12 protein-coding genes and 2 pseudogenes are annotated in these 14,462 nt (G+C 59.9%); 3 read left to right on the forward strand and 11 right to left on the reverse strand.

All coding sequences use genetic code 11. The features are described 5' to 3' along the window. The first annotated feature begins 106 nt into the window (after nt 1-106). From C4Q27_RS00710 to C4Q27_RS00720, 3 genes and pseudogenes are all read left to right on the forward strand, one after another. Nucleotides 107-1,267: pseudogene (locus C4Q27_RS00710) on the forward strand (IS3 family transposase). 16 nt (nt 1,268-1,283) lie between these two features. Then, nucleotides 1,284-1,448 (forward strand): annotated as a pseudogene (locus tag C4Q27_RS29590) (integrase); the annotation flags it as partial. Nucleotides 1,449-1,744: 296 nt separating this feature from the next. After that, entirely contained in the window at nt 1,745-2,164 is a 420-nt protein-coding gene (locus C4Q27_RS00720; RefSeq protein WP_158666110.1) for a hypothetical protein, read from the forward strand. Nucleotides 2,165-2,247: 83 nt separating this feature from the next. Here the strand turns inward: C4Q27_RS00720 and C4Q27_RS00725 are convergent, their stop codons facing one another. From C4Q27_RS00725 to C4Q27_RS00775, 11 genes are all read right to left on the reverse strand, one after another. Then, the gene (locus tag C4Q27_RS00725) at nt 2,248-2,598 is read right to left on the reverse strand and encodes a hypothetical protein (RefSeq protein WP_104886255.1); all 351 of its coding nucleotides are present in this window, start codon (nt 2,596-2,598) and stop codon (nt 2,248-2,250) included. After that, nucleotides 2,595-2,888, reverse strand: a complete 294-nt coding sequence (locus C4Q27_RS00730) for a hypothetical protein (RefSeq protein WP_104886256.1) — start codon at nt 2,886-2,888, stop codon at nt 2,595-2,597. The genes C4Q27_RS00725 and C4Q27_RS00730 overlap by 4 nt, the downstream gene beginning before the upstream one ends. Nucleotides 2,889-3,012: 124 nt before the next feature. Next, nucleotides 3,013-3,186: a hypothetical protein gene (locus C4Q27_RS29365; protein WP_177409983.1), complete on the reverse strand. Its 174-nt coding sequence runs from the start codon at nt 3,184-3,186 to the stop codon at nt 3,013-3,015. Nucleotides 3,187-3,199: 13 nt separating this feature from the next. After that, the gene (locus C4Q27_RS00735) at nt 3,200-3,694 is read right to left on the reverse strand and encodes a DUF2514 domain-containing protein (protein WP_104886257.1); all 495 of its coding nucleotides are present in this window, start codon (nt 3,692-3,694) and stop codon (nt 3,200-3,202) included. Then, nucleotides 3,691-4,140, reverse strand: a complete 450-nt coding sequence (locus C4Q27_RS00740) for a structural protein P5 (protein ID WP_104886258.1) — start codon at nt 4,138-4,140, stop codon at nt 3,691-3,693. Before C4Q27_RS00740 ends, C4Q27_RS00735 begins: the two co-directional genes overlap by 4 nt. Beyond that, a complete protein-coding gene (locus C4Q27_RS00745) occupies nt 4,137-4,367 on the reverse strand; it encodes a hypothetical protein (RefSeq protein ID WP_104886259.1) in 231 nt (76 codons plus the stop codon). The genes C4Q27_RS00740 and C4Q27_RS00745 overlap by 4 nt, the downstream gene beginning before the upstream one ends. A gap of 62 nt (nt 4,368-4,429) precedes the next feature. After that, a complete protein-coding gene (locus tag C4Q27_RS00750; protein ID WP_104886260.1) occupies nt 4,430-4,885 on the reverse strand; it encodes a tail fiber assembly protein in 456 nt (151 codons plus the stop codon). Between the two features lie 13 nt (nt 4,886-4,898). Beyond that, nucleotides 4,899-5,402 (reverse strand): hypothetical protein, encoded by a 504-nt coding sequence (locus C4Q27_RS00755; protein ID WP_104886261.1) that lies wholly within the window; start codon nt 5,400-5,402, stop codon nt 4,899-4,901. A 9-nt stretch (nt 5,403-5,411) separates the two neighbouring features. Further along, entirely contained in the window at nt 5,412-6,467 is a 1,056-nt protein-coding gene (locus C4Q27_RS00760) for a hypothetical protein (RefSeq protein WP_104886262.1), read from the reverse strand. After that, nucleotides 6,467-14,062 (reverse strand): DUF1983 domain-containing protein, encoded by a 7,596-nt coding sequence (locus tag C4Q27_RS29595; RefSeq protein ID WP_256599924.1) that lies wholly within the window; start codon nt 14,060-14,062, stop codon nt 6,467-6,469. Before C4Q27_RS29595 ends, C4Q27_RS00760 begins: the two co-directional genes overlap by 1 nt. After that, nucleotides 14,062-14,460, reverse strand: coding sequence for a hypothetical protein (locus C4Q27_RS00775; protein ID WP_104886263.1), 399 nt, complete (start codon nt 14,458-14,460; stop codon nt 14,062-14,064). Before C4Q27_RS00775 ends, C4Q27_RS29595 begins: the two co-directional genes overlap by 1 nt. Between the last annotated feature and the right edge of the window lie 2 nt (nt 14,461-14,462).

Genomic DNA, 14,462 nt, shown 5'->3' on the forward strand with positions numbered 1-14,462 from the left:
TATTCAGACAACCGCCTGAGTCAATCTACTACCATCACATCGTGTAGTGGTCTAATGATTCCGGACACCCATTTAGGCGAGAATGCTCGCCACAGAGAGGTGTCTGATGACCAAGCAACGCCGTACCTTCACCCCTGAGTTCAAACGCGAAGCTGCCTGCCTGGTGTTCGATCAAGGCTACAGTCATGCCGAAGCAGCACGCTCGCTCGGCTTGGTCGAATCGGCCCTACGCCGCTGGGTTAATCAGCTTCAACAGGAGCGCAGCGGCGTCACGCCGGCCAGCAAAGCGTTGACGCCAGAGCAGCAAAAGATCCAAGAGCTCGAAGCTCGGATAACGCGCCTTGAACGCGAGAAATCGATACTAAAAAAGGCTACCGCGCTCTTGATGTCGGAAGATCTCGAGCGTATTCGCTGATCCACCAGTTCAGCGCCCATGAGCCCGTTGATTGGCTATGCGAGGTGTTCGAAGTCACTCGCTCAAGTTACTACGCACATCGCCATAGAAGGCGAACTCCGGACGTTGAGCGACTGAGGTTGCGTAGTCGAGTGAATGAGTTATTCACGCGCGGACGAAGTGCGCCCGGCAGCCGCAGTATCAAGATGATGATGCAAGAAGAGGGTGAGAAGATCGGGCGGTTCAAGGTCCGCAGCCTGATGCGTGAGCTGGCGTTGGTCAGCAAGCAGCCAGGGTCGCATGCGTACAAAAAGGCCACAGTGGAGCGGCCAGATATTCCGAATATGTTGAACCGAGCGTTTGATGCCGAAGCGCCAAATCAGGTCTGGTGTGGCGACATCACTTACGTTTGGGCGCAGGGAAAATGGCACTATCTGGCAGTTGTCTTGGATCTCTATGCACGCAGAGTCGTGGGCTGGGCCCTATCAGAAAAACCGGACGCAGACCTCGTGGTCAAAGCGCTGGACGTGGCTTACGAACAGCGCGGTAAGTCTCAAGGGCTACTGTTTCATTCCGACCAGGGGTCGCAATATGGCAGCCGTCAATTCCGCCAGAGACTGTGGCGCTATCGCGCGCCAGAGCATGAGCCGCCGAGGCAACTGCTGGGATAACGCGCCGATGGAGCGAGTCTTTCGCAGCTTGAAGTCAGAGTGGATACCGACCACGGGCTACCTGACCGGGCAGCAAGCCCAACGAGACATTAGCCAGTACCTGATGAGCCACTACAACTGGATCCGCCCCCATCAATTCAACGATGGGCTGGCTCCGGCGAAAGCTGAAGAAAAACTCAAAACTGTGTCCGGAATGAGTTGACCACTACAACACAAACTTGGCCACCAAAGTTCGCCAGTTCCAGTTCCGCGATATACGACCGAAGGCCGCGTCGGAGATTGAGGATATCAGCCACGCGAGCCGACTGCTTGGGCACTCCAAGGAGGAAATTACCAAGCGCGTTTATCGCCGGGTCGGTGAGGTAGTCAGCCCGACCAAATAGGGGGCTGATGCGGAAACGATGCCCAATGATGCGGAAACGATTGTTGTTTTCTGCGCACAAAGAAAAACCCCGCAGACGTTAATCTGCGGGGCTTTCGAATGGTGGAGGCCGAGGTCGGAATCGAACCGGCGTAGACGGATTTGCAATCCGATCCAAGAATCTCCGTCTCATGCTCCTTAGGCGCTAAAATCAGTTCCAAAACGAATCGGAATTTGCCGAGCTGTAACCCGCATTCTACAAGGGTCGCCGTTTTAGTTTTGGAACCGATTTTAGCCACTTTCACGAGGCGCTTTCTCATGACACAAAGCGAATTTTTCAAGCGCCTGGGCGCGCCGCTCAAAAACACCCGATGGTCGTGGGGAGCTCGTCGAGCTGGTGGCGATCTTGTGCTCAGAGTTTGGAAAGATCGCACAAGGGAATTCAACGGGCGTTCCTTCGCAATGCTCACGCATCACAGCAAATACGCGCATAACCAAAGAAACCCCGGATACAAGGAGCGCAATCGTCACGTGGATGAAATACGTGGTGGCACCTGCTGCTATATGGTCATGTGCCACGTAGAGGACGTCGCGGCCAACCCCCGCCAGATCCGAACTTTTGAGCAGGATAACGTCTATCTGGGAGGGACCTTGCTTGAGTGCGAAGGTGACTGGTGGATCGAAATCGTGAAGCCAATCCCCGCTGCGGAGCTTTTCACCCCAGTACTGCAGCAGTAGCGTGAGATTCGGGCCTCAGGCCGCGCCACAAGCGGCCTGTGCACCGCTCCTGTCTAATACAGTTCGGCTAGTTTCAGCGACTTTCACCCAGTAAAACCGAGAAGCTTTCGAGCAGTTTTAGACAGCCTCAGCCCCCCCCACCCTGGCGTTCTGCCAACGATGATCCGGCCTGGCTCATCACTCCCCATCCCCTGCCACGATTCGTACTTGAACAGGCCGATGTGATAGGCCTCTTCGAACTCCATCAGCGCCCAGTAGCGAGCCGCCTCGGACAGCTCGAGCATGTCGACCAGGTTCTCCGAACTCACTTCACGCCGGCGGTGAGCGGCATAGGCCATCTCATCGAGCACAGCGGCGCGGCCGTCTGGATCGGTTATCAAAGAGAACTGGTCGTTCAGCTCATCCAGCCATGCTTTCGGTATCCCGGCCATCATTCTGCCCTGCACCACCAGGACTGCGCGTAGAGCACGCCGTCGACCTCCTCCACCCCGTTGATGTTGATGCCGAGCTGGGCCATTCCGTTGACCTTGGCATCGTGCAGCCGCGGGAGGATGTCCGGCCCAGGCGAAGGGTTGAACACCCAGGCCTGTGTCGAAACTCGGCCCAGTGGCTCGCTGTGGTGGTCGCCGATGTGGATGTCGGCCCGCATAGGTGTGATCTTGCCGAGCTGATTCGTAGGGATGGCCACGCCATTCACGCGGCGGCGAACGAGGAGGAAGTACATAGGGCACCAATACTGTATGGATAAACAGTATCGTATAGGCGGGATCGGGCGCGGGCAATTGCCGATCAGCGGCTCAGTGAAGAGGTGGCAAATCCTTACCCCTGGCCTTGGCGATGACGCGAAGCTAATAATCGGAAACCACCTGGAACAGCGACTCAGCCAGCAGACGCAGGCGCTCGATTTCCTCCGCCGGCGCGCCGCGATGCTGGGCCTGGTGATACTCCCGCATGGCGTCGATAGCCTGCTGAATCAGCGGCTCGCCGGCCTCAACCATCCCTATAAAAGTGCGCTTGTCCACTTCCCTGCCCCGATCACTTGATCAGGGCATTATAGGACGCCTCACATAGATCACCTGCTATTCGGGCTTGGTCATAAGCTTTCGCCAGCTCTCCCGCTCGAGCATCAGCCCGTGTGAGCAGGTCGGAGAGCACCAGGGCGGCGCGGGTGGCTGCCTCGCCTCTGGCGACAGCGGCGGTATCCGTGCCGGGGCAACTGACGGAGGCGGCAAGCTTTCCGGCTTCGTCGCGCAGCCGCTGGCCAGCAGCATCGGCGTCAACAGCGCCAGCATCAGCAATCGTTCTTTCTTCATGCCCTTTTACCCTCGCCTCTTGCTGCGCATCTGCGCGCCGGTGTTCTTCCTGACGCGCCGCGCGCTCGCCAATTGCTTCTGCCAGTCGATCGCCGCTGTCCCGCTTCGCTGATTGCTGGCCGGCCTTGGCAAGTTCCACTGAACGGCCGTGCTCATAGGTCGCCCAGTGGGAAGCTATAAGCACCAGGCCTGCGGCAACTCCAGCCCACGGGCTCATGAAGCCAGGGCCCGCCGCACACCCTCGTCGATCACTTCAGCCTTGTATGGGTTGCCGCCGTTCTCGTGGACGATGATGCCCACCACAGCCTCACGCAGAACCTGCGGCTTGGAAATGTCGATGGAGTCGCGCACGCCCACGCCGAGGCGCTTGGCGATGGCCTGCGCATAGGCCAGGGTGTTGTTCTCGCTGGCCGGCGCCCAGCGGTTGATGAATTCCAGTGGGGTGTCGATGCCAGGTCGACCCACCCCAGGCATGCCATCCTTGCCGCGGTAGTTGAGCAGTAGCTTGGCCAAGGCCCGGATACCATTCTCGGCTTGATCAAACCGCGCGAAACGGGGCTTGGTCACTCCCACCTCCAAGCCAAGCTGGCCCTGCCACGCATTACGGGGGTTGAAATCGATGTTGCCTGGATTGTTGTTCCGGACGCCGCGAGGAGCGCTCATTCAGCAGCCTCCTCTGGTGCATCTTCGGGTACGACCTCTTCCGGCGCCTGGGCAGTAACGGTCACCTCAGCTTTGAAGACCTTGAGCACCTTCGCGGTGGAAAGAACCACCCGTGGATTGGCCTGCAGCTCCTGTGTTGCAGCTGCCTCGGCTTCAGCCTCGGTGGCGAACTGGCGTTTGTTGATTGGGTTGTAGTCGTTGGTAGTGTCGATGACGATGAAAGGCATGAGTTTTCTCCAGACAAAAAAATACCGCCAGAGGGCGGTAGGGTTTGAGATAGAGCTAAAGATCAGGCGGGCGGCGCCGGCCAGTCGATTAATTCGGGATAGCCTGGTTGTTCAGGCAGACGGCCTAATGCGATGCGATAGCGCTTCCACTCCTTCAGCGCTGCTGCCTCGGCCTCGGTGGAATCATCGAGATCTACGGCATCCTGCAGGGGCGCGATCGCATAATCAGCAGCCTGTCGAAGTTCAGCGGCCTTATCTGTCGCCTCGCGGAGCAGCAAGGCCGGGCGCAGCGCCTCCACCTCCGCAGACGATGCAATACGCCATCCAGGCATCCCCCCATAAGACAGCGCAAGCGAGATGCCATCGGTCCAGTACGAGGGCTCGGGGTTGAGGTGGCGCTCGATTTCTTGAACGCTCATAGGCCGCAGATCTTGCGGTATGAAACTATCTTGGCTGCCATCAATTTCGTAGGCGAACACCTCGCCAGTGGCCGGTCTAACCATGTATTTATGAGACATCGCATTTACCAATTTAAGTTAGCTCGCGCCATTGAATGACCGGGCAGGTGCCACTGACACCCGCCAGCGCGACGCTATACTGAGCACCTGGCGGGATGATTACGCAGCCGGAAGAAATGTATCGACCGGGCGATGCCGAGTAAGTCCCAATTGCAACAGAAGTGCCGTTGACCCATACCTGATAGCCGATATCGGCAGAGCTGGTCGGGCCACCGAACACAGAAATCTGAATGGGCTTACCGGTGGTATTCGTATAGGTGGTGTTCAACGAACGGGACACCGCCAACCAGACTTGGCCCATGCCAATATCGCCAATACTCAAAGCCGCCTTCGCGGCCGCTGGAGTTGTACCGCCCGTCCCTCCTTTAGCAATTGGCAGCGCTGCAGGTAGAGCATTACCACCCAGCGCTGCATAGATTTCATCAAAGTTTGCAATGGCCTTGATCCATGCACTGCGTCGATCATCGCCACCGGCACCGCTGGGCGCAGTCCCAAGATTGATTACTTGTTTTGCCATACTGGCTCCTTAAAGAGGCTTCATCGGACGCGAAGCGAACAATGTCCGGCCGTTTGCTGTAAGCGGGTTGATACCTGATCCGTTATCGCAGTACATCTGCAAGACGGAGCGATTGCCAGGCAGGAATCCGCCGTAATTTGCGCGCAGTGGCTGGGTTGTCTGCCCGATGTTCGTTACAGAAAACAAAGCATTGGCCAGAACATAGTCCTGATAGCTCCCTGTCCAGGGCATCTGCTGACTTGGCGAGTAATAGGCTCCCCCCACAATCGGGTCGCCCGCTTGAACGAATGAACTGGAGGCCGGCTGACCGTTGAGAAGAGCAAGGTTGGCGGTGGTGACAAAGGTTCTGCTACCTGCACTGTTCCGGACCGATGCCCCAAACTCTCCCGGTGGCGTGGCTGGCGTCAGGTAGCTCGCGCAATACCAATTGATCATCATCGGATAGAGTGCAGTTTCCCCATGCGCCACTTGGTTGTTCCAGGCTTTCAACCTGAACCCCGTCCAGTTCCCGGGGCTACCCTTCACCGAAAAATTCCCCACCATCATGTAGTTGTCAGCGTTCAGAAAGACTAATGGCCTCTCGTACGTAGTGATAGGCGCAGCGAAATTCACATCAGCCCACTGGATCTGGCTTCCGCTCCCCGGTCCTTGGAAACCAATGTTGAATCTTCCGTTGTAGCGAACCGTCAACACCTGGTTAACCGAGTCGATCTGCGTTCGAATGTTATTGTTCAAGGCGCGGATGCCATAAGAGCCCGGTGCGGCGAACGGCTCACCACCCAGCGAGAGAATCATCACTTGCCAAGTGCGCCCGTAGGGCTGCCGCAGCTGCAACTGCCCCGTCGAGAACCAAGCCTGAGGGCTGGTGGTGTTCTCGCCGCCGTCATACAACGCGTCCACGACCACGAACGATTGCGCCTGAATCTCGGGGATCGAGATGTATTGGTCGAATTCACCGTTGCCGGTCACCTGCATCATCTTGAGCGATCGCACCGAGGTGATTGTGGTGTCTAGGGTAATGACCCCGGACGCATCCCGCGTCCGGAGCCCGTAAAGATCAGCCATCAGGTAAGCCTCCCTACCGCCGTACGCTCGATACCGTTGGCGTCATAGACGTACAGGCCGCCGTTGTTCAGCAGCGTGGATCCGTTGCCGTCCTGTCCGCGCACGGTAAAGGCACCTGTCACCAAGTTGATTTCAATGAGCGGCAGGCCCTGAGAGTTGACCGCCTGAGACCTCAGCGTCATGCCGAGGACCAGGTTCTGGATGAAGGCCTGATTGATCACCGCCTGGTTGATGAATACCTGACCGTTTGATACCACGAACGGAAGCGTCATCTGGCCAGATGACTCATCCACAATCGCGAAGCGTTGTGCATAGGCCAAAATCTCGGCAGTTTCCCCATCGCTCCCCAGTGCCAAACCGGCCATCACTCGACGTCCACCGGAGAGGGTTTCCGCCTTGATGGTGGTCATCGCGGAAACCTTACCGTCAACTCCCGCAATAGTTTCGCTGACCTGCTGCACAGAGGCGCTGACATCACCCACTTGCGACTGGACCGTGTCCACCCGCTTGCCCATGGCAACGCCGTCCTCAATCCGAGCGGACTGCTCCGTCCAGACACCGACCAGGCCACCAGCCGCGCCCGCCAGGCCGGTGCTGTCGCCCTCCATTTCCGGATTCACCTGGACGTACAGACCATCCAGACGGCTGGCCTGAGCGGTAATCGCCGTCCCTTGCTGGTTCACCGTGGTATTCAGTTGGCTGATGGCCGTGGCCTGACCGCTCACCGCCCGTGCGGAAGGGCCTGCCACGAACGGCGAGGGCGTGTTGCTCTCTCCCACCCGCTTCTCGATCATCACCGAATCGATGATGGCCGTGAGCCCGGAAACAGCGCTCATGTTGAAGTAGATGGTGATGCCAACCTTTGCGCTGTCCGTGACGGTGACCGGGAATGTCACACGGGTCCGCGTCGTCGGCAGCGCAAGCGTCGGCCCATACCGATGCGTGCCGTTGTACAGCGAGATGCGCCCGTTGGTGGCAGCGCTGCACTGAATGTACATCGACACGAGGTATACGCCCGGCTCTATCCGCACGTTCCAGCCGGCCAGGTTGTTGGTCGGGCTCAACATCAGGAAGCTGTTGGTACTGCTCCCGGCCAGGTAACCAAAACCGGAATCGGCCTCCGGTACCGCTACCCCCTCCCGCGTCACGCCGCTGCCCACCGCCGTGGCTGGCAGCGAGGTAGAAGTCAGCCAGCTGTAGTCATCCGCCAGCAGATTGGAACCGCTGCCCCCAATGCCGCTGATGGAGCTCTGGAGCTGAGTGACTGCCTGCCCCTGCGAACTCAGGGTGTTGCCCTGCTGGGTCACGGTTCCCTGCAGGCTCTGCAGTGCGCTGTTGTCTGCCTTGCCCGCCACGGCGTTGTTCAACTGGGTGATAGCTGATCCCTGGCTGGAGACCGCGCCCTCAGTTACCGAAACACGGGCATCGACCGACTGCAGTGCGCTCGCCTGGGCATTGTCCTGACCGGCGCGCTTGCGAGCGATCGGCGACGACAGGAATACATCGGTGGCCTCCCCCACCGACACGCGGAAAGTCATCGCCATGCGCACGCAACCAGCCGGAACGGTGGCCTGCCCAGTCAGCTTCGTCCAGGTCTGTGCAACGTTTGTGGGGCGAACCCCGTCACCTGCTGCAACCACCCAGTTGTGACCCACGCTTGTGCCATCTAGATCGTAGAACTGAATCCACAACCCATGCTGACGCGCCACCGAGCTGTAGGCATACAGCTCGAAGTCATAGACCTCGCCGCCCGCAACCGATATTTGCGAAGTCACCGCATTCTCGGGAGGCCGGACGTTGAGAGCGCTCTGGAAGCCTAGGTAGTTGTTGCCGGTGGTCGTTGCCACAGGCCACTTCACCACCCGGGGCGACGGAGCGCCAGCAGGCACCGAGGCATCATTACGCGCCAGTACGCTGAAACCTGGCGAGCCTGAGAACACGGGCCCATCTGCGAAGGTCGGGTTGAACACCAAATTTTCAGCCGAAACTACGCCTACCGAGGCTTTGATGTTGGTGATCTCGCTGCCTTGCGCAGTGATGGCTGAACCTTGCTGAGTGACCGTATTGGTCAGAGCCTGCACCGTTGATGCATCTGCCTTGGTGGCAACCTGGCTCAGTGCGCTCGCGGCGGCAGTGGCGGCGTCCGTTGCCACCTTGTCCGTCACCGCTACCCAAGCGCTACCGCTCCACCGCTTGGGTGTGTTGGCGTTGCCCGTGGTATCGATCCAGAGGTTTTGGGCCAGGCGGTCAGCCGTGGCCGGCGTCGCGCTCTGGATGATCACCTTGCCCTTACCCCCCGCCAGGTCCGAAGCAGCTTGCGCCGCCTGTTGCGCCGCGGTGACGTTCTGGTTGGTGGTAGACAGACTGTTCGTCAGGTTTGTAATGGCCGACCCTTGTGATGTCAGTCCGGATTCGGTCTGCAATACCCTTGAGTCAAGCGCTTGAGTGGCCGAGGCCAGGGCCGCCTCACCCGCGTTCTGTCGGGCGATCTTCAGATTGGCAATCCACATCTTAAAGCCAACCGGAGCCAAGCCGTCCGGGACCAAGTACAACGACATCCGCCCCACGGTTTCGGGAACAGTGCGCTGCACCGTGAGTTTCTGCCAGCCACCCAAGGCCGCGTCATACCCCACCACCCGAATATTGCCGCCAACCGATTCACTGCCAGTCTCCCCAACCCAGAAGGTTAAAGCCAGCCTTCCCGCCCCCTGCACTGGGCTCTCGCAGAACATCTGGCATTCCAGATTGATGACTTCGCCGGGCTGGACAGGCACCTGAACACTGCCATTGCGGAAGACCAGCGCCTGACCGCCCCACCCTGCCGACTCGCCAATCTTGGACATGCACAGCAGTCGTTCGGCTGGTGCGCCGACCGGGACGCCCGAATCGCTGCGGTTGTGGTAGCTCATGGTGATCACCGAAGTGCTGTTGATCACCAGGTCGCCGGCCGCATTGAAGTCCGGGTTACGAAGCAGGTTCTCTTGCGAGAAATTGCCGACCGAGGTCTGGATGCTGGTGATCGCCTGTCCTTGGGCGGTCACCGTCTGGCCCTGCTGTGAAACGGTGTTGCTCAACTGTTGTACAGTCGAGGCATCAGCCTTCGTCGCCACTTGGGACAGCGCACTGGCTGCCGCCGAAGCTGCATCGGTGGCCACCTTGTCGGTAACCGCCACCCATGCAGTTCCGCTCCAGCGTTTCGGCGTGTTCGCGTTACCGGTTGTATCGATCCAGAGGTTCTGCGGCAGGCGATCCACTACTGCCGGGGCCGTGGACTGATACATCACCTTACCCTTCCCACCCGCAAGATCGGACGCCGCCTGTGCTGCTTGTTGGGCAGCAGTGACGTTCTGATTAGTCGTAGTCAGGCTGTTTTGCAGGCCAGTCAGTGCGATTCCTTGTGAGGTCAGGCCCGTTTCCGTCTGAACCACTCGGGCATCGAGCTGGTTGACCGAGTTGGCTAAGGCGCCGACCTGACCAGCACTGTTGCCAATGTTGAAGGTCGATGGGGTTGTGCCGGCCCCGACCTGCTCCTCGAGCATGATGCGGTCTATCAGCACCGCTATCCCATCCTTCGGGTTGGGCGACGCAGATATGCACACCACCATCCGATCAGCTACGAAAGCGGCGCTGGTCAGGTCAAACACGACGCTGTACCGGCCCCACTGATCGGTAATGGCGACATCCTGCCCAGGTGCGAACCTAACAGCACCGTCGGCATCAATAGTCCGTAGGCTGACCTGCATCTGCTTGGCCCCTGAAGTACTTTTGGCGTCCCAAGCCAGGATGTACTTCTTGTTCTTAAGGGCGATGTTTGCCCCCGAGTAGATATTGCTCGGCGCAAAGTAGGTGGTGCCGGTACCGGAGCTCTGAAGCAGGCGCAGGACATAGCCGCTGAACCCGTGCGGATCAGCCTCAACCGTGGCTGACTGCCCTCCACCCATCACCAGCGCGGGAACTGCCGGGCCAAACACAGCGTATTCGGCGGGCACCAGGTTGATCCCGTTGCCCGCGATGTTGCCTACCGATGCCTGCACATTAGTCAGCGCGGTTCCCTGTGCTTCAATCTTGCCTTCAGCGCTGGTTACCCGGGTACCCAGGTTGTTTACAGCGGTTGCGTCAGCCTTGGTCTGGGCCACGGCCAGAGCATTGGCCGCCGCAGCCGCCGCATCCGAGGCAACTTTGTCCGTTACCGCCAACCAGGCTGAACCACTCCACCGCTTTGGCGTATTGGCTCCGTTGGCGGTGTCGATCCATAGGTTTTGTGCCAGACGATCAGCCACCGCGGGCGCTGCCGTCTGATACATGACCTTGCCTTTACCGCCCGCTAGGTCAGCAGCGGCCTGAGCCGCCTGCTGCGCCGTCGTGACGTTTTGATTGGTGGTGGTGAGGCTCGCTTGCACGCCAGTGATGGCCTGGCCTTGAGCCGAAATTACCCCCTCCGCCTCGGTTACCCGGTTCGTCAGGTTGCTCACCGCCGAAGCGTCGGCCTTGGTCTGCGCCACGGATAAAGCGTTAGCCGCTGCCGCTGCCGCATCCGTTGCAACCTTGTCAGTTACCGCCGCCCAGGCGCTGCCAGTCCACCGTTTTGGCGTGTTGGCATTATTGGTGGTGTCGATCCAAAGGTTCTGCGCCAGGCGATCAGCTACAGCAGGCGCTGCCGACTGAACGATTACCTTGCCTTTGCCGCCGGCAAGAGTCGCCGCATCCTGGGCAGCCTGCTGCGCTGCGGTGACGTTCTGGTTGGTAGTGACCAGGCTCGACTGAACGCCGGTGATCTCCTGGCCCTGTGCCGTAATCGTGTCGCCCTGCTGAGTCACGGCGCTGCCCAACTGCGAGACAACGGTTGCGTCGGCCTTGGTCTGGGCGACAGACAACGCATTCGCTGCCGCAGCCGTGGCATCAGTGGCCACCTTGTCGGTGACGGCCATCCATGCCGTACCACTCCAGCGCTTAGGCGTGTTGGCGTTGCCGGTGGTATCGATCCACAGGTTCTGTGCCAGGCGGTCAGCCACAGCAGGCGCAGCGGACTGCACGATGACCTTGCCCTTCCCTCCTGCCAAGGTCGCTGCGTCCTGCGCGGCCTGCTGTGCAGCGGTCACATTCTGGTTGGTGGTCGTCAGGCTAGATTGCACGCCGTCGATGCGGGTGGATTGAGCCGTCAGCTTCCCGTCCTGCTCGGTGACCTTGGTCTCCACCGTGGTCATCCGGACGGCAAGGCCATTCGCTGTCTGCACGGCCTGGCCAATGTCGGTCCAGTATGTGGCATTTGGCGGCGTGGTGTTTACCGGCACGGCCTGGTTTGCTTGATACAGCTTGCCGTCGGCGCCTAGCACAACCTGACCCGAGGTGTAGGTCTTATCCTTGTTGTAGGGCAAGGCGCCCGCCGCAGCACTGACGGTGTCAATCTGCTCCTGCAGCTGTTGCTTAGCGGTCACCAGATTCTGCTGAGCCTGCTGGGTGGCGGTGTCTAGGTTGGATTGAACCTGCGTGACCGCAACGCCCAGTTGGTCGGTGATCTCGGTGACCTGCTCGTCCAGCTCTTCCAGACGGTTGTTGACCGACCCCGGAAGGTCGGGCGGCCCGGAGATCAGGGCGATTTCTTCCCGCACCGCCGGGGCAAGCTGGCCGTTCTCAATTTTGTCCTTCAACGCATCCAACATGTTGTCCACGCTCGTCGACGTGGAAGCGACCACCTTCAGGAATGCGCTCACACCATAGGCGTTCTTCGAACGAACGAAGTAGGCATAGTTAGTCGCAAATGCCAACCCGGTGTGAGTCAGGGTCAGGCCTTGCCCCAGATACTCGCCTTGCGTTGCCTGAGGGTTGGTCGAGAAGAAGTACTCGTAGGTGCCACCGTTCAGGCCATGCAGCGTGTTGCCGGGGATCAGCGTGATGGTGTCGATGGTGGACTGCACCACGCATGACTCAGGGATCGGAGGGCCGTCGATGCTGACCGTAATGCTGGCCTCGCCGGAGCGGGTCAGCGGGCCCAGAGCGGCCACGCTCATGGTGTAATTGCCCGACGACAGGCCAGCAATAGGCAGCTGCAGCGTGGTCTCGGGCACCTGCTGGGCCTGCACTGCGGTGCCGCCCTGGCGGACGGTTACGGCATAGCCGGTGACGATCCCAGCAGGCTGCACCCAGCTCAGCACCCCCTGGCTCACCTCTGCAGTTTCGGCAGGCGTCCAGGCCACATTGGTAGGACTGCCCAGCCCCCCGGTCGGCATACTGATGAAGCCGATCGGATTATACGGTTGCCCTACGGCATCATCGAACTGGGCTGCTTCATACTGCTGCAGCTGGGCAGTGCAGCCTTCGTTGGCGCCCATGCTCCAGTTGGTGACGATGAACTCACCCAAGATATTCAGCGACGGCAGATTTACCCGCACGGCACGGCCTGGGCGGCAGTTGTAGCCAAGGAAGTTCATCGGCACGCTGATGGTGCCGCCCGCGCGCCTCCGGCGCAGCTCGATGTTGGCCAGACGCTGGGCCTGATAGGCGTCGGTAACGTAAGAGAATGACAGGGTTTCCGCAGCCTCGCCGCCGTCTTCAACAACCCACTGAGCAATGCTCACCTCCGGGTAGTCGGTTTCGGTCCACGACTGGGCGGTGTCGATGAACGTACCGCGAACCGTATTGATGGCCGCGTCATTGGTCGGCTCAGTGCTGCCAGTAATGGTGCCAACGACCATGTCCTCGGTGATTTCAAAGTCGTACGGCCCGTAATAGGCCCCGGCCTGGAACATCCAACGGCCGCCCACGCGGATCGTGCGGCCGCCACACGCGGTTTCGAGTTTCTGAAGGACGTTTGTTCGTTGCTCGTCTGCGCCGATTACGCAGCTGCTGTGATAACGCGGGCTGGTGGTGCCGTCCGGGTTGACCACCGACTCATCGCAGACGTTCGCGCCACTGGCAAAGGTCTCAAACACAATCTCGTCATCCGGCACGCCGCAGCGGTTACGAAGGAACCACAGGATATGCAGCGCGGTGTTTTCCGTGTAAACGGCCATGCCGGTGCGCGGGTCGTAGATATCGTTCCGCCCGCGCACGATGAAGCGCGCGTCTGGAATGCCAGACGGGAACTTCTCGGCACTGTACTTGAGCGACAGGCGCACGAACGACAGGCCACGACCAATCTGCTCGTCCTTCCAGTCCGGACAGTTGGCCTTGAGGAAAGCGTTTACTTGGGTCGGATTGACGATCAGCTCATAGGAAGCGTGCTCGCCGTAGGTGGCGATCTCCTCCTCACCCAGGTAGATGTTCTCCAGGGCTTCGATGGGGCCCTCGCAGAGCACGTACACCAAGTGCAGCCACTCACCATCGGTCTGGTCACCAACCTGCTCCTGCGCCCACACCAGCACGCCACCGGTGCTGACGCGGCCTAGGATGAAACGCGCCGGTGCCTTGGAGGAACGGACCGTCTGCGCCGAAGGCTCGTTGTCTCGCAGAGGCGACTTGGTATTGAGCTTTTCCTGCTGCTCGGCCATGTAGAACGCCATGCCAGCACCGATAGCCGCCCCCACCGGGCCGCCCTGGATGAAGCCAATCACCGCACCAACAGCTACCTGCGCAATCTTCTTGACGCCACCGGACATTATTCGATTCTCCAGACTGCAAGTGGGTCGCACAACACGCGGGTCACCCCGTCGTCAGTGGTTGCCCAGAATTCATTGGCCCAGAAGACCGCCATGGATTTACCGCCCGGCGCCTCATACATCGCCACGTCACCGCGCTGGATATAAGCAGGAGCCACCCGGGTGAAGCAGGCATCCCATGCAGCCTCGAGGCTGCCGTGGTTTTTCTTCAGCGCTCGTTTGGCCCCAGCCTCGGTCTTATAGGTACCGCGATAGGCCTGTGCAGGGTCGGTACCGCATACCGCAGCCGCACAGTCCGCAGCGAACAGGCAGCAATCAAATTCTCCCCATGAAAAAGGCCGCTCTGAGGCGGCCTTGATCACTTCGCTGAGGCGTGTAGTCCAGTCTCGGTAGCGCATGC

This window comes from Pseudomonas sp. SWI36, from assembly GCF_002948105.1.
Lineage (GTDB): Bacteria > Pseudomonadota > Gammaproteobacteria > Pseudomonadales > Pseudomonadaceae > Aquipseudomonas > Aquipseudomonas alloputida.